Source organism: Bacillus sp. ISL-55, assembly GCF_018613155.1.
Lineage (GTDB): Bacteria > Bacillota > Bacilli > Bacillales > Cytobacillaceae > Mesobacillus.
On the sequence record NZ_JAGGQU010000022.1, the window covers coordinates 23,155 to 47,653 of the forward strand.

General features: G+C 39.3%; 24 protein-coding genes. 8 read left to right on the top strand and 16 right to left on the bottom strand.

Going from position 1 to position 24,499, the window contains the following annotated elements:
* Window positions 1–3: 3 nt before the first annotated feature.
* The 3 genes from J7E32_RS12040 to J7E32_RS12050 form a co-directional block, all read right to left on the bottom strand.
* Window positions 4–198 (bottom strand): hypothetical protein, encoded by a 195-nt coding sequence (locus J7E32_RS12040; protein ID WP_214907583.1) that lies wholly within the window; start codon window positions 196–198, stop codon window positions 4–6.
* On the bottom strand, window positions 191–1,321 hold the full coding sequence (gene spoIIP, locus J7E32_RS12045) for a stage II sporulation protein P (protein WP_214907585.1): 1,131 nt from the start codon (window positions 1,319–1,321) through the stop codon (window positions 191–193). The genes J7E32_RS12040 and spoIIP overlap by 8 nt, the downstream gene beginning before the upstream one ends.
* A 112-nt stretch (window positions 1,322–1,433) precedes the next feature.
* A complete protein-coding gene (locus J7E32_RS12050; RefSeq protein ID WP_214907587.1) occupies window positions 1,434–2,372 on the bottom strand; it encodes a magnesium transporter CorA family protein in 939 nt (312 codons plus the stop codon).
* A gap of 508 nt (window positions 2,373–2,880) precedes the next feature.
* Between J7E32_RS12050 and J7E32_RS12055 the strand changes: the two genes are divergently transcribed.
* Together J7E32_RS12055 and J7E32_RS12060 are read left to right on the top strand one after the other, a co-directional pair.
* Window positions 2,881–4,266 carry an alkaline phosphatase gene (locus tag J7E32_RS12055; RefSeq protein WP_214907589.1) on the top strand — a complete coding sequence of 462 codons (1,386 nt, stop codon included), beginning with the start codon at window positions 2,881–2,883 and terminating at the stop codon, window positions 4,264–4,266.
* Window positions 4,267–4,353: 87 nt separating this feature from the next.
* The gene (locus J7E32_RS12060) at window positions 4,354–4,998 is read left to right on the top strand and encodes a hypothetical protein (RefSeq protein WP_286183076.1); all 645 of its coding nucleotides are present in this window, start codon (window positions 4,354–4,356) and stop codon (window positions 4,996–4,998) included.
* Window positions 4,999–5,200: 202 nt separating this feature from the next.
* Here J7E32_RS12060 and J7E32_RS12065 read toward each other — a convergent pair whose 3' ends face one another.
* Window positions 5,201–5,923 carry a DUF421 domain-containing protein gene (locus tag J7E32_RS12065; RefSeq protein ID WP_214907592.1) on the bottom strand — a complete coding sequence of 241 codons (723 nt, stop codon included), beginning with the start codon at window positions 5,921–5,923 and terminating at the stop codon, window positions 5,201–5,203.
* Between the two features lie 295 nt (window positions 5,924–6,218).
* On the opposite strand from J7E32_RS12065, the gene J7E32_RS12070 reads away from it, so the two are divergent.
* Window positions 6,219–8,336 (top strand): transglycosylase domain-containing protein, encoded by a 2,118-nt coding sequence (locus J7E32_RS12070; protein WP_214907594.1) that lies wholly within the window; start codon window positions 6,219–6,221, stop codon window positions 8,334–8,336.
* 902 nt (window positions 8,337–9,238) lie between these two features.
* Here J7E32_RS12070 and J7E32_RS12075 read toward each other — a convergent pair.
* The 3 genes from J7E32_RS12075 to J7E32_RS12085 form a co-directional block, all read right to left on the bottom strand.
* The gene (locus J7E32_RS12075) at window positions 9,239–9,796 is read right to left on the bottom strand and encodes a GNAT family N-acetyltransferase (protein WP_214907736.1); all 558 of its coding nucleotides are present in this window, start codon (window positions 9,794–9,796) and stop codon (window positions 9,239–9,241) included.
* A 69-nt stretch (window positions 9,797–9,865) separates the two neighbouring features.
* A complete protein-coding gene (locus J7E32_RS12080; protein WP_214907595.1) occupies window positions 9,866–10,810 on the bottom strand; it encodes an ABC transporter permease in 945 nt (314 codons plus the stop codon).
* Window positions 10,807–11,748 carry an ABC transporter ATP-binding protein gene (locus J7E32_RS12085; RefSeq protein WP_214907598.1) on the bottom strand — a complete coding sequence of 314 codons (942 nt, stop codon included), beginning with the start codon at window positions 11,746–11,748 and terminating at the stop codon, window positions 10,807–10,809. The genes J7E32_RS12080 and J7E32_RS12085 overlap by 4 nt, the downstream gene beginning before the upstream one ends.
* A 213-nt stretch (window positions 11,749–11,961) precedes the next feature.
* Here J7E32_RS12085 and J7E32_RS12090 point away from each other — a divergent pair, with 213 nt between their 5' ends.
* Entirely contained in the window at window positions 11,962–12,114 is a 153-nt protein-coding gene (locus J7E32_RS12090; RefSeq protein WP_081742094.1) for a YpzG family protein, read from the top strand.
* A gap of 53 nt (window positions 12,115–12,167) precedes the next feature.
* Here the strand turns inward: J7E32_RS12090 and J7E32_RS12095 are convergent, their stop codons facing one another.
* From J7E32_RS12095 to J7E32_RS12115, 5 genes are all read right to left on the bottom strand, one after another.
* Entirely contained in the window at window positions 12,168–12,995 is an 828-nt protein-coding gene (locus J7E32_RS12095; protein ID WP_214907600.1) for an undecaprenyl-diphosphate phosphatase, read from the bottom strand.
* A gap of 135 nt (window positions 12,996–13,130) precedes the next feature.
* Entirely contained in the window at window positions 13,131–13,625 is a 495-nt protein-coding gene (locus tag J7E32_RS12100) for a GtrA family protein (RefSeq protein WP_214907602.1), read from the bottom strand.
* Window positions 13,582–14,616: a glycosyltransferase family 2 protein gene (locus J7E32_RS12105; RefSeq protein WP_214907603.1), complete on the bottom strand. Its 1,035-nt coding sequence runs from the start codon at window positions 14,614–14,616 to the stop codon at window positions 13,582–13,584. Before J7E32_RS12105 ends, J7E32_RS12100 begins: the two co-directional genes overlap by 44 nt.
* A gap of 18 nt (window positions 14,617–14,634) precedes the next feature.
* Window positions 14,635–16,305 carry a DUF6044 family protein gene (locus J7E32_RS12110; protein WP_214907605.1) on the bottom strand — a complete coding sequence of 557 codons (1,671 nt, stop codon included), beginning with the start codon at window positions 16,303–16,305 and terminating at the stop codon, window positions 14,635–14,637.
* A 104-nt stretch (window positions 16,306–16,409) separates the two neighbouring features.
* Window positions 16,410–16,913, bottom strand: coding sequence for a CBO0543 family protein (locus J7E32_RS12115; RefSeq protein ID WP_214907607.1), 504 nt, complete (start codon window positions 16,911–16,913; stop codon window positions 16,410–16,412).
* Window positions 16,914–17,142: 229 nt separating this feature from the next.
* Here J7E32_RS12115 and J7E32_RS12120 point away from each other — a divergent pair, with 229 nt between their 5' ends.
* Window positions 17,143–17,364, top strand: coding sequence for a hypothetical protein (locus J7E32_RS12120; protein ID WP_214907609.1), 222 nt, complete (start codon window positions 17,143–17,145; stop codon window positions 17,362–17,364).
* A 62-nt stretch (window positions 17,365–17,426) separates the two neighbouring features.
* On the opposite strand, the gene J7E32_RS12125 is transcribed toward J7E32_RS12120, so the two are convergent.
* The gene (locus J7E32_RS12125; protein WP_214907611.1) at window positions 17,427–18,671 is read right to left on the bottom strand and encodes an MFS transporter; all 1,245 of its coding nucleotides are present in this window, start codon (window positions 18,669–18,671) and stop codon (window positions 17,427–17,429) included.
* 328 nt (window positions 18,672–18,999) lie between these two features.
* Between J7E32_RS12125 and J7E32_RS12130 the strand changes: the two genes are divergently transcribed.
* On the top strand, window positions 19,000–20,742 hold the full coding sequence (locus J7E32_RS12130; RefSeq protein WP_214907613.1) for an AAA family ATPase: 1,743 nt from the start codon (window positions 19,000–19,002) through the stop codon (window positions 20,740–20,742).
* A gap of 35 nt (window positions 20,743–20,777) precedes the next feature.
* Here J7E32_RS12130 and J7E32_RS12135 read toward each other — a convergent pair whose 3' ends face one another.
* The 3 genes from J7E32_RS12135 to J7E32_RS12145 all read right to left on the bottom strand — a co-directional run bounded on the left by J7E32_RS12135 (window position 20,778) and on the right by J7E32_RS12145 (window position 22,969).
* Entirely contained in the window at window positions 20,778–21,605 is an 828-nt protein-coding gene (locus J7E32_RS12135) for an STAS domain-containing protein (protein WP_353654043.1), read from the bottom strand.
* 148 nt (window positions 21,606–21,753) lie between these two features.
* Window positions 21,754–22,029, bottom strand: a complete 276-nt coding sequence (locus J7E32_RS12140; protein ID WP_214907617.1) for a YkvA family protein — start codon at window positions 22,027–22,029, stop codon at window positions 21,754–21,756.
* Window positions 22,030–22,207: 178 nt separating this feature from the next.
* On the bottom strand, window positions 22,208–22,969 hold the full coding sequence (locus J7E32_RS12145) for a MerR family transcriptional regulator (RefSeq protein ID WP_214907619.1): 762 nt from the start codon (window positions 22,967–22,969) through the stop codon (window positions 22,208–22,210).
* A 121-nt stretch (window positions 22,970–23,090) separates the two neighbouring features.
* Between J7E32_RS12145 and J7E32_RS12150 the strand changes: the two genes are divergently transcribed.
* Window positions 23,091–23,735, top strand: a complete 645-nt coding sequence (locus tag J7E32_RS12150) for an alpha/beta family hydrolase (protein ID WP_214907621.1) — start codon at window positions 23,091–23,093, stop codon at window positions 23,733–23,735.
* Between the two features lie 17 nt (window positions 23,736–23,752).
* On the top strand, window positions 23,753–24,490 hold the full coding sequence (locus J7E32_RS12155) for a uracil-DNA glycosylase family protein (protein WP_214907623.1): 738 nt from the start codon (window positions 23,753–23,755) through the stop codon (window positions 24,488–24,490).
* Window positions 24,491–24,499: the final 9 nt, after the last annotated feature.

Consider the following 24,499-nt stretch of genomic DNA (forward strand, 5'->3'; position numbering starts at 1 on the left):
GCATCAATGGTTTTTTTCGTTTTGCTTTTCATCATCTTCCTGATGGTTTATAAAGTCTTCAACCAGGCATTTACTGCTTATGATAATGCCTGACAAGAAAAAGGCAAACGCAAACGTCAACGGGAAATAAAAGTACGATAACATCGTAGTAGCAATTGTCCACATCAGCCAGAAATACTTTTCACGAGTTTCAGCCATTTACCTCTTCTGCCTCCCAATAAATCTGACTGATCGCGTCCGCTAACGCTTCTATTGTATTCTTTAATTCCTTCATATTGTTGTCGACACCGCCAACCTCAACTACCAATGTGTTTGCGTGCAAATCTTGATTATATATCCCATCAACGCCGATTCCTTTTTTAGGCAAAACTCCCTTACTGATCCCTGGATAATTTTTATTCAGGATCTTATGAAGTTCATTTGCAAACTTCAGGTTCTGCTGGAATTTCTTATTCTCCTCCCCAATGACAAAAACCAATCTGGCATAAGGCTCGTTATTAATGGTGGCTGTTGTTGAATCCTTTCTGACTGAATCCCGATGCAGGTCAATAAAGTACTCTAACTTCTTATTTCCTGCCATGGCATTTTTAACCAGTGACCGTGAAATCTCATAAGACTTGTGTGTGAGCCAGCCTTTTCTATCCAGCTCTTGGCCAATATTAGTCTTATCCACGCTTGCTCCAATTCCCCTTTTTTCCAACTCTTGACCTAACAAGTCACCTACAATGGTGATATTTGTTTTGCCATCAACAGCCTCATTTTCATTCTCTGCTCCCTCCAGTCCTAACAAGGGCAAGTACGATTCCCAGCTGTGAGTATGATAGATGAACACTGATTTTTCTGTTGGCGAAGAACCTGAATATACTTTTCCGCTGTTCAGCTCCTTTAGTTCATTCGCTGCCATATTTCTTTCCTGCAACAGAACTTCCATTGGAGGTGCAGATTCAATCGGGATATCCGTGAAATCAACACCTTCCTCTGCAATAAGGAAGTTTGAATCAAAAGCCATGAAACCTGGAATTTCACTTCGGATCAGACTCCTGATATCATTTATCTCAACATTTGTTAACAATTTGAATCCTGCAGAAAGAATCGGCAAATCAGCATTTGACCCTGTCAATGCATGTCCAATCAAGGGATTCTCGTAACTGATGATCCTTAAGAATACCTCTGCACCAATTTCTCCGTTTACTTTGAATTTAAAAAAGCTGATGTTCGAAGATGAAATGAATCCGGCTATCAGAAAAAAACTGAGTGTGCAAATTAATATAATAAAACCTGACAGCACCTTTTTATAAATATTGACCAATATTCCAGCCATTCAATCACCCTTTTGCATACCAATTTGCAAGTACAATCTCTGTTATTCCATAAATATGTATAAATGCAGAATTTAGACTAAAAAACGCCCGGACAGATGTCCAGACGTTCAGTTAGAAATATTTCTTTTTCCAGAAAATGAATGCAGTTAACCCAGCCAATAACACGGCCATACTCATTGCCAGAAAAAACGCAAAAGGATTGTGCTGAAATGGGAGATCCACGTTCATTCCATAGAAGCTTGCCACCATAGTCGGAAATGACAGAATGATTGTAATGGATGTGAGGAATTTCATTACCATATTAAGATTATTGGAAATGATAGAGGCGAAAGCGTCCATCATACCGCTTAAAATCGAACTATACGTCTCGGCCATTTCGATGGCCTGGGTATTTTCGATAATGACATCCTCCAGCAAATCCTTGTCTTCCTCATACATTTTCAAATAATTGAATCGCATGATCTTCGCAAGGACAACTTTATTGGATTTTAAAGAGGTCGTGAAGTAAACCAGGCTTTTCTCCAAAGCGAGAAATGCATATAACTCTTTGTTTTTCATCGATTGATGAAGCTCACGTTCAATCTCATTTGTCTTTTTATTGATTTGTTTCAGGTACCGCAAATAATAGATTGATATAACATAAAGAATTTGCAGGGCAAATCTCGTTTTCTTAAAAGTATAAAATTCCTTGACTCTGTTTGTCTTGAATTCATTCAATACAGGTGTCTCTTTTAGAGAAACCGTTATAATGCAATTCGGTGTCTGGATAATTCCTACTGGTATGGTTTCATAAATCGGAAAGCCAGATTCATCATGGGTGATGTATGGATAGTCAACGATTATATAGACAATACCGTCTTCCTTTTCAATTCTTGGTCTCTCTTCATCATCCAGGGCATCCTTTATGAAATCCAGTGCAATTCCTGTTTCACTTGCAACCTTTATAATTTCCTCTTCAGTAGGATGCACCATATTTACCCAGGTGCCTTTTGAGATTTCTTCTACACGTGTTAAATGTCTTTCTTCACTGCTTTTATAGATTTCCAGCATTTGACCAACCTCCTCTTCATTTATCGAGGAAGCCAACTACCTTTTTTCAGAGTTGATAGTCTTGCAGCATTCAATTGTATCAAATCTAATAGATGATCGACTTCCCCGCACCTATCGGGATCAGGTTCTTTTGAATAACCCAAAGATACCAACTCCTTTCAATCTTCACCTCTTACATCTTACTCCTGACAGGGTAAAACCACAATAGAATGCGAATCTTTTGTCCATCTATTTTTTCTTCCTTATACTTCCTGCCTAAAAACACATCTTTTGGCACGCTTTGTCTATATCTTTAAAGATAGTATGATTTCTTGATTCCTTCTAACTATATTTCCCCTTCTAGATCCTTCGTTATATAACCCAATAGTTATACCAATCCGATTCCTCCTGCTCCGAAGCTCACATTCTCGTTTTACTTGTGGGAATCCCACTATTTCTCAAAAGCAGAAATCTTCCAAAAATATAATTATAATAAGCTTGTATACTAGTAATTGGAGGGAAAATGGACATGAATACTAACTTTAAGAAAAAATTGATTCCATTTGCTGTCGTTTCATCTCTCGCTATTGGAGGTCTTTCGGGAGCTTTTACAGCTGACGCAAAAGAATCACCTAAACAGAATAATGCAAAAATCAAGAACGTCATTTTCATGATTGGAGATGGTATGGGTGTATCTTATACATCTGCTTACCGTTACCTAAAAGACGACCCAAATACTAAACTGGCAGAAGGAACCGAGTTCGATAAGTACCTTGTTGGCCAGCAGTCGACTTATGCGGAAGATCCTGATGAAAACATTACAGATTCTGCATCTTCAGCAACTGCAATGTCCTCAGGTATTAAAACTTATAACGCGGCAATTGGAGTCGATAACGATAAATCCGAAGTGAAAACCGTGTTGGAATCGGCCAAGGAAAAAGGTAAAGCCACCGGACTGGTCGCTACTTCTGAAATTACCCATGCTACTCCTGCTTCTTTTGGTGCGCATGATGAGAGCCGTAAAAACATGAATGCAATTGCAGAGGACTACTACGATGAGTTAATTAACGGTGAACACAAGGTCGACGTACTTTTAGGTGGTGGTACTGAACTATTCCATCGTAACGACCGTAACCTAATTGAAGAATTCCAAAAAGACGGCTATAGCTTCGCTTCTACTAAAGAACAGCTAAAAAGCGATAACAACGAGAAAATCCTGGGATTGTTCGCACCTCGTGGTCTTCCTAAGATGATAGACCGTACAGAAGATATCCCATCTCTTGAAGAAATGACCAAGTCGGCGATTGAAAGATTAAACAAAGATAAAGACGGCTTCTTCTTGATGGTCGAGGGAAGCCAGATTGACTGGGCAGGACACGATAATGATATAGTTGGTGCAATGAGTGAAATGGAAGACTATGAAAAAGCATTCAAGGCTGCGATTGATTTTGCGAAAAAGGATAAGCATACTCTTGTAATTGCGACTGCTGACCATTCTACTGGGGGTTATTCAATTGGGGCTGATGGAATTTATAACTGGTTCCCTGAACCAATTAAAGCAGCTAAGCGCACACCGGATTTCATGGCAGCTGAAATTGCAAACGGTGCTGTTGTCGAAGATACGCTATCTAACTTCATTGATTTAGAATTGACTACTGAAGAAATAAATTCAGTCAAAGCTGCAGCTGAAGGAGGAGATGTCACAGACATCGATAATGCTATTGAAGAAATCTTCAACCAGCGTTCACATACAGGCTGGACTACCAGCGGCCACACCGGTGAAGATGTAAACGTCTATGCGTTTGGTCCAACACGTGAAGCTCTAGCTGGAAAAATTGAAAACACAGACCTTGCGAAACATGTCTTCAGCCTTCTGCAAAATGGGAATAAAGAAATTATAATTGAAGATAAGTAAGAAAATTCACTCCATCCGCTGTCTCTCAGGCAGCGGTAAGTCTGTTTATCAACTGCTGGAAGGTGCAAAATGAGAAACTTAATTTTAATGATAGTACTAATTTCTTCACTAATTGGGTGCAGTGTCGAAGGAAGTTCTAATCCTTCAGCTGTAAAGGAAGAACCGGTCCTGAAAGAGAAAAAGGAAAACTCTCCCCCTCCTCGTAAATCAATGATTGAATATGTACCAAACCCACAGGTTACAGATGATCGAACATTGCTTAATGTTGGTGAAACTTTTAGAGATGAAAAAGGTTCCGCCGAATTAATCAGCTACAAAAAATTGAATCAAAAAGTTGCTGCAGGCCCTATTGAAATGGTTGTAAAGGAAGCCAAACTAATCAAGTATCACCCTGACTACAGCTTGATCGACTTTTTTCACAACTATACACATGAGGAACAATTTACTTTTGTTAAAATCTTTTTAGAATTAGAAAACAAGTCAGATCAAGTATTGAACCTTGCTCCAGTAGCCTTAATTGAGACTGACACTGGAGAAAAGATAACCTGGGAAGCAGATATTTATCTAGAGGAATTGAATGGAATGATTGTTCCGGGAGAAAAGAAAGCTGGAAATATCGGAGTTATTCTTGAGAATCCTGATATAAAGTCTATAAAGATTACGACAAGCAAAGTGTTCAACCAAAATGAAGCTGACGTCTTTAACGAGCAAACATTTAATATCGCGTTTTAAAATACAAAAGGCGCGGATCCACATCCACGTCTTTTGTATTCTAACAACACTATTTTTTATTGCAAATAATCACCAGTCCAGACTTTTTTTACATAGATCCTTTTCATCCCCGTTTCAACAGGTTCCATAGCTATTCGAGCTGACTTCCGATCAGGAATGCAATCTGGATGCTCAAACAAACAAATTAAGAATAGAGCTTGGTTTAATGATAAATTGGCGGTATGTTTCTGGCTGATTGTTTCCTCAAGGTGATTTGCAGGGATTTCCCTTCTGTGATCGAAGCAAAAAATACATCCTTCAAATTATGAACTGACTCCTCTGCTAATCTATCCATCAGCCACTTCTCATCTGTGTTCAGCAGGAAGAGAACTTTTTTGTACAATTTACCGTCAATAATTAATGGCATTGCCAAATCGTCGCCAGTCCTGGTTAAATTCATATCCTCAAGAGTGACTGTCGCTTTTTCTGTTCTTTTCATTACACTTAAATTTCCGTTACCTTCGAGGATTCCTATTCTTACATCCTGAACATTAAAAATATCTTTCTCTCTCAACATTAACAAAATATTATCGATTGAATACTGTGTTTTACGCAAGTTTTCCACAATGAATTTCCCCTCATGAATGACCGTGATTGGTTCGAAGGTGAGTATACGCCCTATTTTTCTGCTTTTTATCTTCAGGTAGGCTACCAGTTTCTGAAGCAGTGCTATTAAAATAATGGCAATTCCGGTATGTATATGAGGAATCTTCGGGTCGGCAATATCCGCCCCAACGACCGCACCAAAAGCCAATAATATTAAAAAGTCAAAAATAGGCAACTCTCCTATTGAGCGTCTCCCCATAAACAAAGTCGCAAACAACATCAACGGCAGAATTGTAACCACCCTGCCTAAGAGAATTAACGTTTCCTCTAAAAGTTTCATTAGTCTCCTCCAATTGTAAGAAATCCTTTAGTTAGTTTTGTTGTATTTATTTCATTTATACCAAGAGCATCAATTTATAGACGCACCACACTTGAACTCTCTAACCCTGTTAGCTAGAAAATTATCTCATCGACTTTTCAAGCTTAATCCAATCATATGCCGTCGGGCGCCAGGTGAATGGCTTCAACTTTCCTGAAATACAGCAAATCATATATAATGGAAGGTAAATTAGTGAAGACCTAATTTTAACAGCTTGGATATACACTGAAAAGATTCAATTAAAAGGAGAAATCATATGCAATTACTGCAACGATTTTGGGAGGCTGTTGTTCGATTTTGGAAACGGCGCCACCTGACTCAAATTCTGTTATTAATCTTATTGGTTTTCATATTGCTGTCAATTCTTTGGTTCGCTTTTATCGCCAGTAGGGCAAATGTCCAGACCCTGAAGGATGGATTGAGTCAGGCAACCACGATTTATGATCGCAACGGAGACGAAGCAAGCAAACTTGCTACCAACCGTACCGGTGGAGTATCAATAAAAGATATGCCAGAGCATGTCCCAAATGCCGTTATTGCGATTGAGGATGAACGATTTTATGAACATAACGGATTCGATATTAAAGGTATCGCGCGTGCTTTCTTTGGAAACCTTTTAGCTGGAGGCATTACCGGAGGCGGCAGTACCCTTACCCAGCAGCTGACTAAAAATGCTCTGTTATCTTCAGAACGGACTTACAAACGTAAAGCAGAAGAATTATTTTTAGCAGTCGAGCTTGAAAAGGTGTATGAAAAGGACGAAATCATAGAAATGTACCTGAATCAAGTGTATTTCGGCAGTGGTGCATTTGGTATAAACAACGCAAGTAAAAAGTATTTCGCAAAGGATATTCAGAATGTAACAATCAGTGAAGCTGCAATGCTTGCCGGTCTGCTGAAAGCACCTTCTGCCCTGGATCCTTATAATAATTACGATGCTGCCATCAAACGCAGAAATGTTGTTTTATCTAAAATGAACGAACTAGGGATGATATCGGATATTGAATATAAACAAGCAAAATCTCAAAAGATTGTATTGGAAGATGGAGGCGGATCTCTCGCCGATCGCAAATATCCTTCTTATGTCGATGCTGTTTTGGATGAAGCGACAAGTAAATACGGGCTTACCCAGGATGAAATCATGACAAGAGGCTATCGCATCTATACTGAACTGGACCAGGACATACAATCCGGCCTGGAAAAAGTGTACCGACAGGATTATCTATTCCCAGATCGAGCCAGTGATGTTTTAGTACAGAGTGGATCTGTACTGCTTGATCCGGAAAATGGTGGCGTCCGTGCATTGTCTGGTGGACGTGGCGAAAAAGTGTTCAGAGGATTCAACCGGGCAACCCACCTCAGGGCTCAGCCAGGATCAACCATGAAACCTCTGGCCGTTTACACACCGGCATTAGAAGAAGGCTATAAGTATGATTCCATGCTTGTTGATAAGAAGATTTCTTTTAAAAATTATAGTCCGAAAAACTTCTCTGATACTTATCAGGGAGAAGTTCCAATGTATGAGGCCGTTGAAAAATCAATTAATATTCCTGCAGTTTGGCTCTTAAATGAAATAGGCTTGAATAAAGGAATTGATGCTGTAAGAAGATTTGGAATCAAAGTAGAAAAAGAAGACCAGAATCTGGCACTTGCCCTGGGAGGAATGTACAACGGAATTTCTCCACTCAAGATGGCTGAAGCATATTCTGTATTCCCAAATGGCGGGAAGCGTCATGACGCCCATGTAATCACGAAAATTGTCGGTCCCACTGGCAAGGTGATTGCAGAGCATGACGGCTCAACAACACGCGTTACTTCCAAATCAGTGGCAAATGAAATGACGTCAATGTTATTGAATGTTGTTGAAACGGGTACAGGTAAAGGGACAAATATTGAGGGTGTCGAGATTGCAGGAAAGACTGGGTCCACTCAGCTGCCATTCGCAGATATCAATGGAACAAAAGACCAATGGTTTGTAGGATATACACCTAACATCGTCGGGGCAGTATGGCTTGGTTATGATAAAACTGACCGCAAACATTATTTATCCAGCAGCAGTTCAAAGGATGTAGTGCCGCTGTTCAGGGCGATCATGGAAGAAACAGTGCCCCACATCGAGCAGGAAGAATTCAAGGTCCAGTCAATCAACGAAAGGCAGTCTGGTGCCATTGTGGATTATGAAGAAACAGAAAAAGCAATCAGGGAAAAAGCAAATGAACTGGAGGTAGAATTAAAAGAGCGCGCTGGCCAGGTTGAGGAAAAACTGAAAGAAGAAGCGCCAAAATGGAAAAAAGTATTTGAACAAATGCAGGAAGACGCCGGTAAGGTCGGCGACAAAGTAATCGATAAACTTAGAGAGTGGCAAGGAGAATAAAAGTAGTGTGAGCAGCCTAATTGGCTGCTCACTTTTTGCTTGGAAAACAAAGGAGGCATGACTTCGGACAAATTCACAAAAGCACATTGCCACTTTGTCCGAACACGACAGGACTTCGGACAAATTCTCTAAAGCACACCGTCATTTTGTCCGAACACAGGATGACTTCGGACAAATTCTCTATAGCACATCGCCATTTTGTCCCAACAGACTTGACTTCGGACAAATTCACAAAAGCACACCGTCACTTTGTCCGAACTTAGCATGACTTCGGACAAATTCTCTATAGCACATCGCCATTTTGTCCGAACACGGCTTGACTTCGGACAAATTCACAGAAGCACACCGTCATTTTGTCCGAACACGGCATGACTTCGGACAAATTCTCTAAAGCACAAGGTCACTTTGTCCGAACACGGCAGGACTTCGGACAAATTCTCTAAATCACACCGTCACTTTGTCCGAACACAGCATGACTTCGGACAAATTCACAGAAGCACACCGTCACTTTGTCCGAACACGGCATGACTTCGGACAAATTCTCTAAAGCACACCGTCATTTTGTCCGAACACGGCATGACTTCGGACAAATTCACAGAAGCACATCGTCATTTTGTCCGAACACGGCAGGACTTCGGACAAATTCTCTAAATCACACCGTCACTTTGTCCGAACACAGCATGACTTCGGACAAATTCTCTAAATCACATCGCCATTTTGTCCGAACACGGCATAACTTCGGACAAATTCACAGAAGCACACCGTCATTTTGTCCGAACACGGCAGGACTTCGGACAAATTCTCTAAAGCACAAGGCCACTTTGTCCGAACACGGCAGGACTTGTTGTAATGCCCTTTGTAATCAACTACCAAAAGATATTGCCTATTAACAAATTGCATCTTTAGAATACTTTAGAATAAATACAAGTATCCCTTAGGTTACCGTCAACTGAAACTGAATCATTCTTTAGTATGCCATCGAGTGCAAAACCTAATTTTTCGGGAATCGCCTTGCTTTTAATATTTAGTGAATCACAGCGAATTTCAATCCTTCGGGCTTTGAGCTCCCTAACGGCAAAGTCCGTTATTCCCTGTACAGCTTCTGTCATATATCCCTGGCCACTGTATCGAGTGTCGATCCAATAACCGATTTCGAACTTGGGGACGTCCCAATTAATTCTATGTAAACCAGATGAGGCGACAAATTCCCCTGTGTCTTTCTTAAATACAAGTAATCTCAGGTCTGAACGATTTAAAAAATTTACATACCCCTGTCTGATCACAATTTCCGTTTCTTCAACAGATTGTTCTTTTTGAGCAAATGGCATCCACGGCTGAAGCTCCTTTAAAGATGCATTGATTGATTCACAGGTGACAGCGCCATCACCTGGCAGAGGCATCCTAATCAAAAGGCGGTCCGTTTCAAACTCAGTTGGAAACTCCAATAATAGAGGATTCACCATACCTTTCCCCTTCCTTTATTCAAATAAAATAGAACGGCCCGAGGACCGTTCTTACATTTATTCTGCTTAAATACTGATATCCCTCTTTTGGAAAAAGAAAAACGTGAGCATCATGAATATTGCGTAATATACGGCAAGTATTGAAAGTGATACTGGCAATGTTATATTTTCAAGAATCCTATCTTGAAGAGCATAGACTGTCAAATCTAAATGTGGGAATATCAAAAATTTCGCCCAAGTATATTTGTCAGCAAGCATCAGGATAATCCCACCTAGTGTCGACGAAAAGAAAAGGACAAAGATACCTATTCCGACTGCAAGAGCCTGGCTTTTAAACAATGTTGACAGCATAAAAGCAATCGTCATGATGATGAGAAGGCTTGGAATGAAATAAAGCATTTTCAAAAAGAATTGTGTTCCAACAATCGCGACTTTTCTTCCTTCCAGCGTGATTTCAAACATCTTCATATTGAAATCACCACTGCCAAATAGGAGCAATCCAATTATATAGCCAGATACAATCAATGTCAGTACCAGTAATAATGCATAAATTATGACAGCTATGTACTTTGACAGCAGGATTCGCCATCTTTGGTGCGGACGGATCAATAGCTGCTTGATCGTTCCGTCTGAGAATTCTGCTGCCACATTGGCACTGCCGACAACCACTACAAACAAGGTGACAAGTGAGCTTACACCTACAACGACATCATTCATAAAATGCCAGTTTGTTTTTGCATGAGGATTAATGTTTTGATCCAAAAACTCTTGTGTCTGCTCGATTTGGTTTTGAATCATTTTCTTTTCATCACCGGAAGCAGATGCCATCTGGTTTTCAAGCATGGTAATTTCATTTTGTGTATCCTGTTTCCAATTAGGGTTAGGATCTGCACTGAATTTGGAATAAATAATACCTGCGATTAAAACTGCCAGTACGATAACGACCATATATATCCAGCTGGCCATTTTGCCAAAAATTTTCATTAATTCATTTTGTATTAAAGGAATCATACCATTTGCTCCTTTTTATCTTTATTTGTGATTTCCAAGAAGCGGTCTTCCAGCGTTGCCTTTACATTTAATATTTCAAAAACATCTATTTCATGTTCAACGAATAGTTTATTGATTATTGGAATTTGTTCTTTTCTAACGGATAAGGTAAGACGCGTGCCTTTACTCGAAGTCACTTTCACATCCGTCAGGTGTTCTGTTAGAAGCTTGGAAGCGAGTGCGGGATTGGAAACTTCCACTTCTATCGTCTTAACCTGTTTAGCCTCTGATGTTTCATTATCATGCATGGAGGATATATGGATAAGTTTCCCTTTTTCAATAATCGCAAATCGATCGCACATAAGCTGCATTTCTGATAATAAGTGTGATGAGACTAACACAGATGTTCCCTGGCTTGCCAGCAAGCGTAAATAATCACGGAATTCACGAATTCCTTGAGGATCAAGTCCATTTGTTGGTTCATCAAGTATAAGAATAGAAGGCTTATGTAAGATAGCTTGTGCAACCCCCAGACGTTGGCGCATCCCTAACGAATATGTACGAACTTTATCATTGATTGCATTTTCAAGACCTACCAGCTCGGTCACTTCGTTAATCCGTTCTTCAGTAATATCGCTTAATGCCATACGAGCGTAATGTCTGAGATTTTTATATCCACTTAGGTATTTATAGAATTCCGGGTTTTCCACAATTGCTCCCAATTCATTCATTGCTTCTGTAAAGGACTCATCCAAATCATGTCCATTTATTAGCACAGTTCCTCCTGTACGATTAATCAGACTAACAATCATTCGGATAATTGTTGTTTTCCCTGCACCATTAGGGCCCAAGAGTCCGAATATTTCACCCCGTTCAACTTGAAAACTCACATCATCCACAATTGTTTTTTTGCCAATTGTCTTTGTTAACGCCTTTACCTCAAGGGCAAATTGCGACATAGAATCTCCTCATTTCATCAAAAAGTTTATATATCATTCCTTCACAAAGATTAATACGATGAAAATTGTAAAAAGTTACAAAAAAAGCAAAAAAAAGATTTAATTGTTTCATTCAATTTCTCTGATGTATATTGCTATTTGATAATACAAACGCTATTAGTGATGTTCTTACGAATATCAGACGTTTCAAAAATCCACTCCTGAGGTGATAGTATGAGTTACAAAGATCATTTGGATCCGCACTCAGAACTTTTCCACCACACTTGGACAAGGCGCAAGCGATTAAATTCTCAAGTGAATGGCCAGACGCAGGTCACGAAGAATACCATTCTCGCGAGAGGGAACGCGAAGGCCCACCGCTGGTAAAGGATATTTGTAAACGTAAAAAAGGAAAAGGCTCGGGCCTTTTCCTTTTCAAATTAAAGAAAAATAAAATAAATCACAGCTGCCAATATGATTCGATAAATCGCAAAAGGCACCAATTTAATTTTGTTGATTAACCTCAAAAAGAACTTAATGAATATCAAAGCAAAGACAAACGCGCTAATAAAGCCCACAGTGAAAAATGGCAAAACATCAACCGTGAAATAATCCCAATTTTTCAAGAGGGAAATGCTGCTGGCGCCAAGCATGATTGGAACCGACATAATGAACGTGAAATCGGCAGCTGCTCGGTGGCTCATTCCAAGTAGAACACCTCCGGCAATTGTGGAGCCGGATCTGGAAAATCCGGGCCATAAACCAAGACACTGGAACAAACCTACTCCTAATGCTTGTTTATAACTGATTTGATCAACATCTTCAGTCTTAAGTTGTTTTGGTTGTAAGCGGTCTGCGAGAATTAATAGAAATGCACCGACTACTAATCCGATTATGACTGTTTCTACCGAAAATAGATATTCGTCAATATAGTCCTCAAATAACACACCTGTCAACCCGGCGGGAATTAAGCCAACAATCACCTTAGGCAGACTTAGCCTCCCTTTGGAATCTTCGATCGAAACACCTTTTTTCAGACCTAATAGGTTAATGAATCTTTCCTTAAAAACAATGACCACTGCTAATATAGATCCTAATTGAATGACTACTTTGAAGGTGTTGGCAACAGGTTCTGTAAATAATTGTTTAGAGTGCAGTAACAAATCATCGACAATAATCATATGACCAGTAGACGAAACAGGCGCAAATTCAGTCAATCCCTCTACTAACCCTAGTATAAATGCAACAAATAATTCCCAAATGTTCATGAAGTGTTCTTGCTCCTTTTGAAGTTAAATTAATATGTTGGGTACTTGCCATGTTTCGAACGCCCTACTAAAAAAATAATCACACTCATTCATTTTTATCTTTAATTAGACATTTAGTCAATAAAAAAAGCAGCCTCAAGAGCTGCTTTGAATCTGATCCTTAAAAACAAAGGATTTTTGTCCTATATAGTTCATAATCGTGTATATGATGGACCCTAGAAGGATTGCAATATTCTCCGAATTCACATAGAAATGTAAAACTGTATTAGAATGCATTGTCCTGGTTATCACTCGGCTGACCGAGAAGGAAAGGAAATAACATGCCAAAACCACTAAAATAAATTTTGGTCCACCAACCTGAATGGGAACCCTGCTATTAAATGTAAGAGTTCGATTCAATAGATAGCTAACAGCAGCCCCTATAGCATTGCCGGTGAACGTCGCATACCAAAATGGCCAGTCCAGTCCATTTTTCAGTAACAGCATAAGTCCCATTCCTATAAAGGTATTCAGTACGCCGACAAGGAGAAATTTCAAGAAAGGAGGAAAGTTTGCAAAAACCACGACAATTCTTTGAGCCAGCTGGTTAGTTATTCTCAGATAGCTTCCGACTTTTAACGATTGACTCATAATCTGCCCCTTCCATGTTCATCAATTTCCTAGATACCGGCAGGTTAAAGAGGTCGACATCGATAATATACTTAGGCCTCCGCTTAGTTTCTTTATAGATCTTGCCAATATACTCACCGACTAAACCCAGGGCAATTAGCTGCAGTCCCCCTATCAGCCATATCGATGTGATCAACGAAGTCCATCCAAGTTCTGTGTTACCGAACAGCTTCAATGTAAGAAAGTATAGACCGAAAACAAGGCTTACAAAAAATGAGATACACCCTAAAAGCAAGACGAATCTTATCGGTGTAACAGAAAATGAAGTGATTCCATCAAAGGCAAAGGCCAGCATTTTTCTTAATGGATACTTCGTTTCCCCCGCAAGCCTTTCCTTTCTTTCATAGTAAACAGAGGTTGAATTAAAACCGATTAGTGGGACAATCCCACGGAGGAACATGTTGCTTTCAGCAAAATGCACCAACTCTTCAACCGCCCTCTTGCCCATCAAACGAAAATCGGCATGGTTGAAGACTAGTTTGACTCCAAGCTTGTCCATTAGCTTGTAAAAACCTTCTGCAGTATAACGTTTGAATAATGTGTCACACTCCCTGCTGCTTCGCACTCCATAAACAACTTCATAACCCTCATTGAACTTCATGACCATGTCGTTAATGGCATGAATATCATCCTGCAGATCAGCATCAATGGTAACCATGCAATCAGAAGCTTCTTTTGCTGAAAAAAGTCCGGCAAGCAGAGCATTTTGATGCCCTGCATTTCTTGATAACTTTAGTCCTTTTACCATTTCGCTATTCAAACTGGCCTTATAAATCAAGTGCCAAGTCCTATCCTTGCTGCCATCATCGACGAATAAGATTTTGCTTTTTTCTGATACCATTTTATCGGTGACCAGTTCTCTAAGCTTTGTTGTTAACTGATTAATAGTCTCTTCCAAAACTTCTTCCTCATTAAAACAAGGAACAATAATTGTTAAGATCGGCATATTCATTGATTAGCCTCCTTGGTGTTATAACGCTTCATAGAGGTAAATTTTCCAGGCGCTTTCCTTTGAGGTAAAGACTTTATCGAGCTTCAGGTTATTTTCCAATGCATTATCAATCGGAACAGCAGAAAAGATAAATTGCCCCCCCATTTGTTTAAATGGCTCTAGATTTAAATCAATATTTTCGATTCTTCTTTTGGATGTTTTTTTAAATAAATAATGCTTTCCCAATTCATCAGTAAAAAGATAACATCGTCCGCCCCACTCATCAAAATAAATTCGGATCCGCTTATTTTTCACTAGTTCTTTTTCGATAATTTTCCTGAATTGATACTTATAACTCAAAGGATAAAAATTATTGTAGGTATCCAGTGTGTAAAAACCATTAAATTGTGCTACCGCTGGATGTAAGCCTATACTAGCAATACGATAGCTATTTTGAGGTTTTCCTATGTGATTTTTAATTGCGTTAAATTGTTCCTCTGCATAAAACTCCCTAACACTTGGCTTTTTGCGATGCACAATCTCTTCATTTGTAAACAGCAGTAATAAAATTTGCGCAGCTACCAACCAGGGGACTGCTTTTCTCAATATTTTTTCATCCCATAGAATTTTCAGACCGATCGCAAACAACAGATACAGGATTAATGGACGCAAAAAGTGATACCTGGCAAAATTAAATGTATCAAGAAAATGGAATTTCCCCGTTAAAGGTAGCCACCCTTTATAAAACCAAAAGGCATACCAGGCAGATAAAATGAAATTCAGCACAAATAAGAAAACAAAGATGCGCTCTTTCCCCCATTTCCTATGCTTCCAAATAAGAAACAGCGCTGCAAATATGACCGGCAAAATAACAAGTGTATGTACAGTCATTACATGGGTATGTCCAAGCAAGAAATTTTTAAAGGTAAGTCTGACAGAATGCCAGAAAGACAGTCGGGCATGAAAATATTCATCCCTGCTATTCGGTTCACCATCAAATAGAAAGGAGTATACCAGTCTGTAATCAGTGATTAAGTAAACAGCGGTCATATAAGCTATTGCTATGAAGAATCTCCAGTTCCATCCTTTACCGCGAATAACATCACTAAGCCAGAGTAAACCCATTGCACTGAGGAAAAAGAAAAAACCCAGAACAATGCTTGAGTAAAATGGCAAGAGCGTTAGAACAATATAATGCAACCATTTACCTCTTCCATTCCTTATATGCAATAAAGCCCAAAGTGCCAGAGGCATACCCAATGTGCTAAGCATCCCTGAAGGCCAAAAAGGGGTTAGGGCAAATGCAAGTGCAGTCCCGATCCGAATCAGGCTTTTATCTTTTCCCTTAATAAAGTGATCCTTCAAAACCAGGTACATTCCAATGAAGGCAAAAAATCTGGTGATTGCCTGACTTATTCCATAAGCAATCATCGTCGGGAACCATACATATAACCACACAATCAGGCTGTACTCAGTTCCAAGTGCATTTCTTGGCAGTCCATTAATGATTTGAGGAATCCTGGATTGTAATGACCCGTCAATCTGGCCACTCTCAGCAAGTACCTTATACCATGCCAAATTCGAATCAAGATTGTCATGTACCCGGATATGGGCATCGTCTCCTAAAATGAAATAGGGGGATAGGAAGAGTGATATCACAATCAGAGAAAACACGATGAATATTCGCTCTTTATCCTGAAAGTAAGACAAATCACATTACACCTCAAATTTCATATTTGCTTTAATTAAGGTTTACACATTTTTAGAAAGTATTCCCTTAACTGCCAAACAATCAGCAAGTGATCTATATTCCTTTAAACAAGTTGATAGTTAAAGATCATTAAATAAAACAAGACAAAGAATATAGAAAGAATAAGCGCAATCAAAGGATTCCTATAGTGAAGCCTGAGCATGGGGTACATCGTGCTGTAGAAAAATAATTCCCAGCCCATAGACCAGCCGTGTGCGAATTTGATGGCTCCTATTTTGAGTGCAATTGCCTCTATAATGACCGACAAAGAAATCCACTTGAAGTAATACCAGAACCTTCTAGTTCTTTCTTCTGGAAAACTGCCTAGGAACAAAACAATCATGCTTGGGTAAAAAATAAACGTATATAGGGTTTCCGTGACGAATAGACTGATAAAGTTCTTGTCAAATTCCCACAAGTGTTTATTTCCGATGTAGGAAATATACTCATAGAAACAACTAAACAAGGCCCAGTAATAAAAAGTAGGTAAAAACTCTCTCCACTTTTGCCACTTCCCTCTTCCGACCGCCAATGCGACCCCACCTGCGATCAATACAGCATGGAACAAGCTCTTCCCTCCCTCTATTACACCTGGCCAAAAATCGTTTGTTAATCCTGTTTATTCAATCAAATCTATTTTCTGCCAATCACCTTGTTTTATGTATCATCATGTCAGATGAGGTGATATCCAAAGTTTTTCCTAAAAAAAGAGGGGTTTTCTTGTATTTTTTTTGCGCAAAAAATGAATATAGAATCCTGAGTTGATTGGAGTGGAAGGCGCGAAGTCTCCACCGAAAATGCTAACGCATTTCCCTCGTGCGTGGGAAGTTTCGAGGAAGCTCAATCAATGTCCTGCGGGATCAGCCGGCCAGGTGAGACCCCGCAAGAGCAAAGCGATGAGGAGGCTCAACGCCGGCCCCAAGGAAGAATTGCTTATGAAAAAGACGGCAACTGGTCTTTTTCATATTCTTCCCGCGGAAAGCGAAGCGCCTGGAACGGAAATCAACGGACCAAATTAAAAAACTAGCCTACAAATAAAGAGGGTGCCCAAAAGTTTATAACTTTTGGGACACCCTCCTTACTAACCCTCTTCTGTTAAATTGTTTTCTGCCTCAAGGATGAATAGATCTTCCTTTGACTGCAGGAATATGATTGAAGTCAGGGCAACAGCCAACAGCAGCCCGAGTGCCGAGAATGCGATAGTAATTGTTTGTAGTTTCACTAATTCTGCTAAATAACCTAAAAGTAACGTTAGAACGATTTGCACCATTGCCTGAAAGAAGGCAAACGCACTGCTGAATCTGCCCATCAAGTCAACAGGTACATTGTTTTGGAAAAATGTTGTGTAACCGGTAAACGAAAATGGAGAAAAGAACCCAATAATTATAAAGCCAATTACTGCTAGAGGTACCGTGTCTGGAGAAGCAAGATAAAACATTAAGTATCCTGTTACAGACAAAAACGACCCCAATCCCAAGAGCATTTTTATGGAAAGACGATTCGCCAGAGCTGACACTGCCAATGAACCAACCACATACCCCGCTCCTGTAAGACTTACCAACAGTCCGTAATTCTTTTCTGATAAGCCGACAACCTGCTGAATGAAGGTTACCTCCTGAGAATCAAGTGCAAATGAGATTAAAGTAATGAGCTGAAATATCAGGAAAACCACCATAAAACCTGCTGCTGTTTTCCCAAAATTGAGCACAGCCTTCCAATCCGCTGCGATCATTTTCATCGTAATTCGATCTCTGTATTGTTCATTAGTTAACCTTTCATCAACATCTGGCAGGAAGAAAATTGCTATAGCACATAGAAAGAAAGTTACTGCATTAATATAGATACTTGTACTTATGCTCCCATACATGATCAGCAGTCCAGACACACTCGGTCCAACCAGCATAGCCCCTGATGTTGCAAAGGAAAAAATTGAATTGAAGCGTTTTCTCTTTTCAGGAGGAACAAGCTTCGTTATGTAAGTTTCTGAAGTGGGACCAAAAAATGCCCCAGCTATATTAGTTAAAAACATAATTATATAAATCGGAACTAGCGAAGTAAATAATGGAATGATCGCTATTAAGATACCACGAACGATATCGATGAAAATCATTAACCTTCTCTTATTGACCCGATCTATGACGCTGCCAGCCCATGTATTTGTTAAGAGGATTGCCAAAGGCCTGATGATGAATAATCCTGCAATCGCTGCAGCAGAGCCTGTTAATTTCAATACTAATAAATTAATAGCCACAAAATAAATCCAATTACCAATGTTTGAAATCCCAATTCCCAGAACCAATAGCATGGGATTCTTCCAGCCCTTCAAACAGACCCCTCCTGAGCGCACAAAATAAATGTCAGAATATTACTTAAGTATTTCTCTTTACATCCTATCTTTACCTTCCAAAAGTTTCAAGTAGCTATTCAGTTTAAACTTGTATTTTTTTCCATTTACGATTAATGTCACAATTTGTCCACATAAATTTTCCCAACACCATATACAAAAAACCTCCTTTATACCCGTCTTATCAACATTTCTAAACATCAAGCCTATTAATTTCATTTATTTACCACTGCGAGTCATACAATTTACCCATTCATAACGTTGTTATATTACTTATAATGGTATTTAGAATTAATAAGGAGCTGAAACTATGAATTCAAATCCGAAGTTTGTTTCTAAGATCCTTCCGCTTTTTGCGGCGTTTATGGTTATAATTACGTTAGCAGCGACATATGTCGTTCAAAATACTGATGATAAAGTATCGGTACCATTTTCTTCGCTTGTCAAGTCTATTGAGGGCCTAAATGGTGGCGAAGCAACATTAATTGAAAAAATGGATGGAACTCTTGTACTTGAAACAAAAGATTCAACATTTGTTTCCCAAGTTCCTCCCGGCAGCCAGATGGTTGAGAAATTAGTAGAGAAATATAATATAAACTATGAATATATGAACAACAGCAAGTATGGCGCTTGGATCCTTGGTGGAGTATTATTGCTGTTGATGGGTACTGCCTTCGTGATCCAAAAGAAAACAGGAGGTATAGGCTCAGGCAATAGAATGAAAAACAGTTTATCAAAGCCTACCCCCCTGCCTTCCCTTACCTTAGCAGATGTAGGTGGATTGCAAGAAGAAATGAAAGAGGAAATCGTCCAGACTCTAACAATCTTGAAAAATCCAGATAAATCATCAAAGATGGGCATCAAGCCTCCAAAGGGGATTTTGTTATATGGACCTCCTGGCACAGGTAAAACCTTACTTGCACAAGCAATTGCCCGTGAATTGAATGCCAATTTCTTCTCAGCCAGTGGATCTGCATTTAATGAAATGTTCATCGGTGTAGGTGCATCGCGTGTCCGCAGCTTATTCCAAAGTGCCCGCAAACAAGGTCCTGCTGTAATTTTCATCGATGAAGTCGATGCTCTTGCAGGCAAGCGTAAACCCCATGGCGGTGAAGAAGGTGAAAAGACATTAACAGAGCTTCTTGTCCAGCTTGACGGAGGACATTCTAACGATGGCATCCTATTCATTGCTGCAACAAACAGAAAAGACATGCTTGATGATGCCTTTCTGCGCCCTGGCCGTATCGATTTCTCATTTAACGTTCCACTTCCTGATACGAAAGGGAGAAGAGAAATCATCGATATCCATATTAAAGGGAAAAACCTTGCTGCCGATGTCACAGCATCATTGGATGACCTGGCAGAAAGTACTTCTGGTTTCTCAGGCGCAGAGTTAAATTCATTGTTTGAGACTGCAAGTAGACGGGCGTTAAGGAATGGACAGGATTTCATTTCGAAGAGTGATATAGATTATGCTCTTGACCGCACGATACTAGGCAGCACGTCCCGCACTCTTCAGGATGCTGACACAAAGCGCAGGGTAGCAATCCATGAGGCTGGGCACGCTCTGGTATCAGCTGTCACTAAACCTGGTTCAGTCCGGAAAGCAACGATCATTCCTCGGGGACAGGCACTTGGTTATGTGGCTCCAATTCCGAAAGAGCTTCAATTGTCCACACACAGCGACTTGATCGACCGGATTGCCATGATTCTTGCTGGCGGTGTCGCTGAAAGGATGATTCTAGGTGAGCACAGTATCGGGGTAAGCGGTGATGTCCAACAGGCTAAACAGATCATTGAGCAAATGGTAGACACCGGATTGCTTCAGGAAGGTTTCTCACTTACATTTAGCAAAGGCTTAAAAGAAACAAAAATGCAGGAGCTTTTCGATGACGCTTTAGAAAAATCCGAAATGATCATAAATGCCCATCAGAATCAATTTGAACGACTAGTAGATGAATTGCTGAAGAAAGAAACACTTGATGGTTCCGAAGTAGATGAGATCGTTCAAGATAAAACTGGATTTCGTGAAGATCAATATATAATGGCATAACAAAAGTAAAAGGCTTTCCGCAGTGGAAAGCCTTTTTATTTTTGCTCAAGAGCCTGGGACAGACTTGTACGAACTTCTGTTTCTTTAAATGAAAGCCCGAGCTGAACGGCTGTCTGGGCTATTTCAGGCCTGATACCAGAAAGAGTTGTCTTCACGCCTATTAGTTTCAATGCATTTAAAAGCTGGAATAACTGGTGGGCAACCATTGTGTCTATCATCGCCACACCGGATAGATCGACAAACAAATGGTGTATATCTCTTTGACTGCAATGTTTCAATGTGTTTTCAAGAATCATTTTCGCCCTGTATGTATCAATATCTCCAATAAGAGGCAGCAAGCCTTGATGGTTGCTTAACGAGATGACAGGTGCACTTAATTCGTTGATAGTGTCCTGCTGGGCTTTCAAAACGGTTTGCGAGTATTTATATGTAGCTTCAACAAATCGTAAAATGACTTCATCCATTTCTTTCAGGATGACGTCATACCAATCATCCACTTCTTTTCTCGTTATCTCTGGATGTGCCTCCGCAAATTTTCGGACATAGTCAAAATACTGATTCCTTACGTTTTTAAATTCCCTGATCACATAATGGATTGGCGTATTAATATGTTCAATATCACTGGCAATTTTGATAATCCATGGTTCAAAATCCTGGAAAAATTCTTTTTCACCTTTTTTGAATAATTCAATAAAATGAAGATGGAAATCATGATTTTGCTCTTTTAAGGCTTTTATGACATCAGGTTCTTTTGACGCATAAACACCTGCTGTCTTAGTCTTATCAATATTTTGATACCATTCTTCCGTTAAATTGCGGGTGTTTTCTTTTAGATATATATATAAGTTTTGATTTCTGTGCACTAAGCTTCCCCCCATCTGCACCACTGTGACTATAATAAAAGTGCAAGATAGTCTTTTTCTGAATTATATCAAATATCTTCCCTATTAAGAAATTATTAACATGGTGGTCCAATGACTCCATGTATTATTAGATTTATCTATCTGCCTTTTAATCTAGATTATGTTTTTCCTTTAACTCAGGGGGAGCCATTTTTATTATTTGCTGGAAAATGATAAGCAGCACGCCTACATCATCTACAATCCCAATCAGGGTTAAGAAGTCTGGGATGATATCGAACGGCAGCAGAAAATATCCGATGATCAAACCAACTGAAATTACTTTTTGCTTTACTGGGACCATTTTAGAAGTAAAGAACTCTATTAAAAAAGGGAAAAACCTTTTCACTTTAAATATAAGCCTAATTCTTTTGAAAAACTTTTTCATAATAAAACCTCCTTCATACTAGTAATACCCTCATTCACTTTTATGGAATCTTTAAACATCTAAGCAGACAAAGAACTGCAACGCTATATCTTTATACGTAGGAGGTAGAGAATTGTTTCAATCAGAAACAAATAAACAGCCAATATAAATTGGCTGCTTCCGAGCTTAATAAATTGATTTACTTTTCTTGCTGATCGCAATAGTAATGTATTGCTTCTTTAAAGAACGCTGCTAGTCCTTGTTGGTATTTGTCTATATTTTTTGTGAACCGTGGGTCATCGACATATAAATCCCCAAGACCGCGAAATATATCCAGGGTGCAATCATAATAATGATCAGTGATAAACTGGCGCCAATCCGCTACTGCCCGCTGCACTCCCGGGTCTTCTGGACCGTAGTCCATTCCGGCCATGATTCGCTTATAAATTTCATCTGTCTTATTCTGGATTTCCCCCCAGTCTTCAGAAGAATATCCAGCGGTCCTCTTCTCTACTTTTTCGACAGTCTCCTTACCGTATCTTTCCTTCGCTTCCTCACTATATTTCTTCTGATGTTCTTCGATTTCCTTCATATCAAAACCTTTGAACATATCCTTATTCTCCATTTGATAACCTCCTTCTATTGAATCAATTGTCATTTCCACTGTCCGGATGATCTCTTCAAGCCGCTTTTTTTTCGCTAAAAGCAATTCTTTATGCTTTTTGAGATTTTCTTTGCGGTTGAACTCTGGCCGGTCAATAAACTCCTTGATTTCATGAAGAGAAAAATCCATTTCCTTGAAAACTAAAATTTGCTGAAGACGCTCAAGATTTTCATCTGAATAAAGTCTGTACCCAGAAGAGGACACCTCCTCCGGTTTGAGTAAACCAATACGATCATAATGATGCAGAGTACGCACACTTACTCCAGTCGTCTCCGCAACTTCTTTTACTTTGTACATATCTCGATCACCTCCACATTAAGATCGTAAACTATGACGCAGCGTCAGAGTCAATATGTTTTTGCAATTCCATTTTCTGAAAATTCATGTATAATAGAGAAAACTTTTAGGAGCTATGAAAATGTACACTTTTACCAAAGTTTCTGTCTCCGGTTACAAGAACCAGCCAGTTCCATTTCAACTTATCAAACAGAATAAGCAAGCAAGTTCCCTCGTCGTCTTGCTACCTGGAAGAGGATATACTGTCCAAGGACCTTTATTTCATTATTCTACTGGAGTCTTTTTAAATAAAGGTTTCGATGTTCTTCATGTTAACTATGATTACAATACTGTTCAATCAGAATCTTTAACCTTGGAAGAGGAAATACAGCAAATAACGGAGGATGTCAATTCAGTACTAGATCATACCCTTAAGTACCAGTCATACGCAGATTATACTTTAATCGGTAAATCACTGGGAACCATTGCCCTATCTTCAATAGTAGACCGAATCTCATTAAAAAACGCGAAGATTGTCTGGCTTACTCCGCTTCTGCAATTGGATTATGTTTTGGATAAGATGCTTTCATCATCACAAAATGGTCTTTGCATCATTGGTGATGAAGATCCATGTTTTATATCTGAAAAATTTGAGAAACTTAATGAAAAGGAAAATATGCAGACACTTTTGATACCAGGTACAGAGCACAGTCTCAACTATGCGGACCGGCCAGTTGATTCGATTGATGTATTGAAAAAGGTAATAACTGAAATTAGCAACTTTTAATGTAATGGGGGATAAGCATGAACAAGCTGGAGAAATACTACAAGAAAATTGCAAATCTCCCTTTAAAAGAAAGTTATAGTCGAAGTGAACTATTAACTTCGGATTTTATGATGGCCAAGGAAAATAACACTGAAATTTACTATTGCACTCATAACGAATATATCAATAAAAAGGCCAAAGTGTTTATTGTAGGAATTACACCCGGGTTTCAACAAATGAGTAAGTCGATTGCGGTTGCCCGAAAATGTTTAGAGGAAAACCTTTCTCTTGATGAGGTAGCTTATATTTGTAAGCGTGAGGCAAGGTTTTATGGGGTACTTCGCAGTAACATCATCCAAATGCTCAATGATTTAGACCTGAATAACTTTTTGGATTTAAAAAGCTGCGAGGAGCTTTTTAACGATAAAGATTACCTGCTTCATACCACTTCTCTCATTCCTTATGCAGTCTTTATCAATGGAAAGAACTATACCGGCCATAGCCCGAAAATCAAGAAGAATGAATTATTGACTTCTTTTCTGGCAGAATTCTTCGAGCCCCAGGCTGCCTTACTTAGGAATGCACTGGTCATCCCGCTTGGTAAAGGAGTCGAGGAAATAATATCCGAATATAAGCGATCCGGCATAATCAACGAAAATAATATCTTGTTCGGGTTCCCACATCCGTCAGGTGCGAATGGCCATCGCCTTCACCAATTTAATAGTAATAAAGAAAAAATGAAGAGAAAGATTAATGATTTTTTCCAAGAAAGATAAAAGACCAAG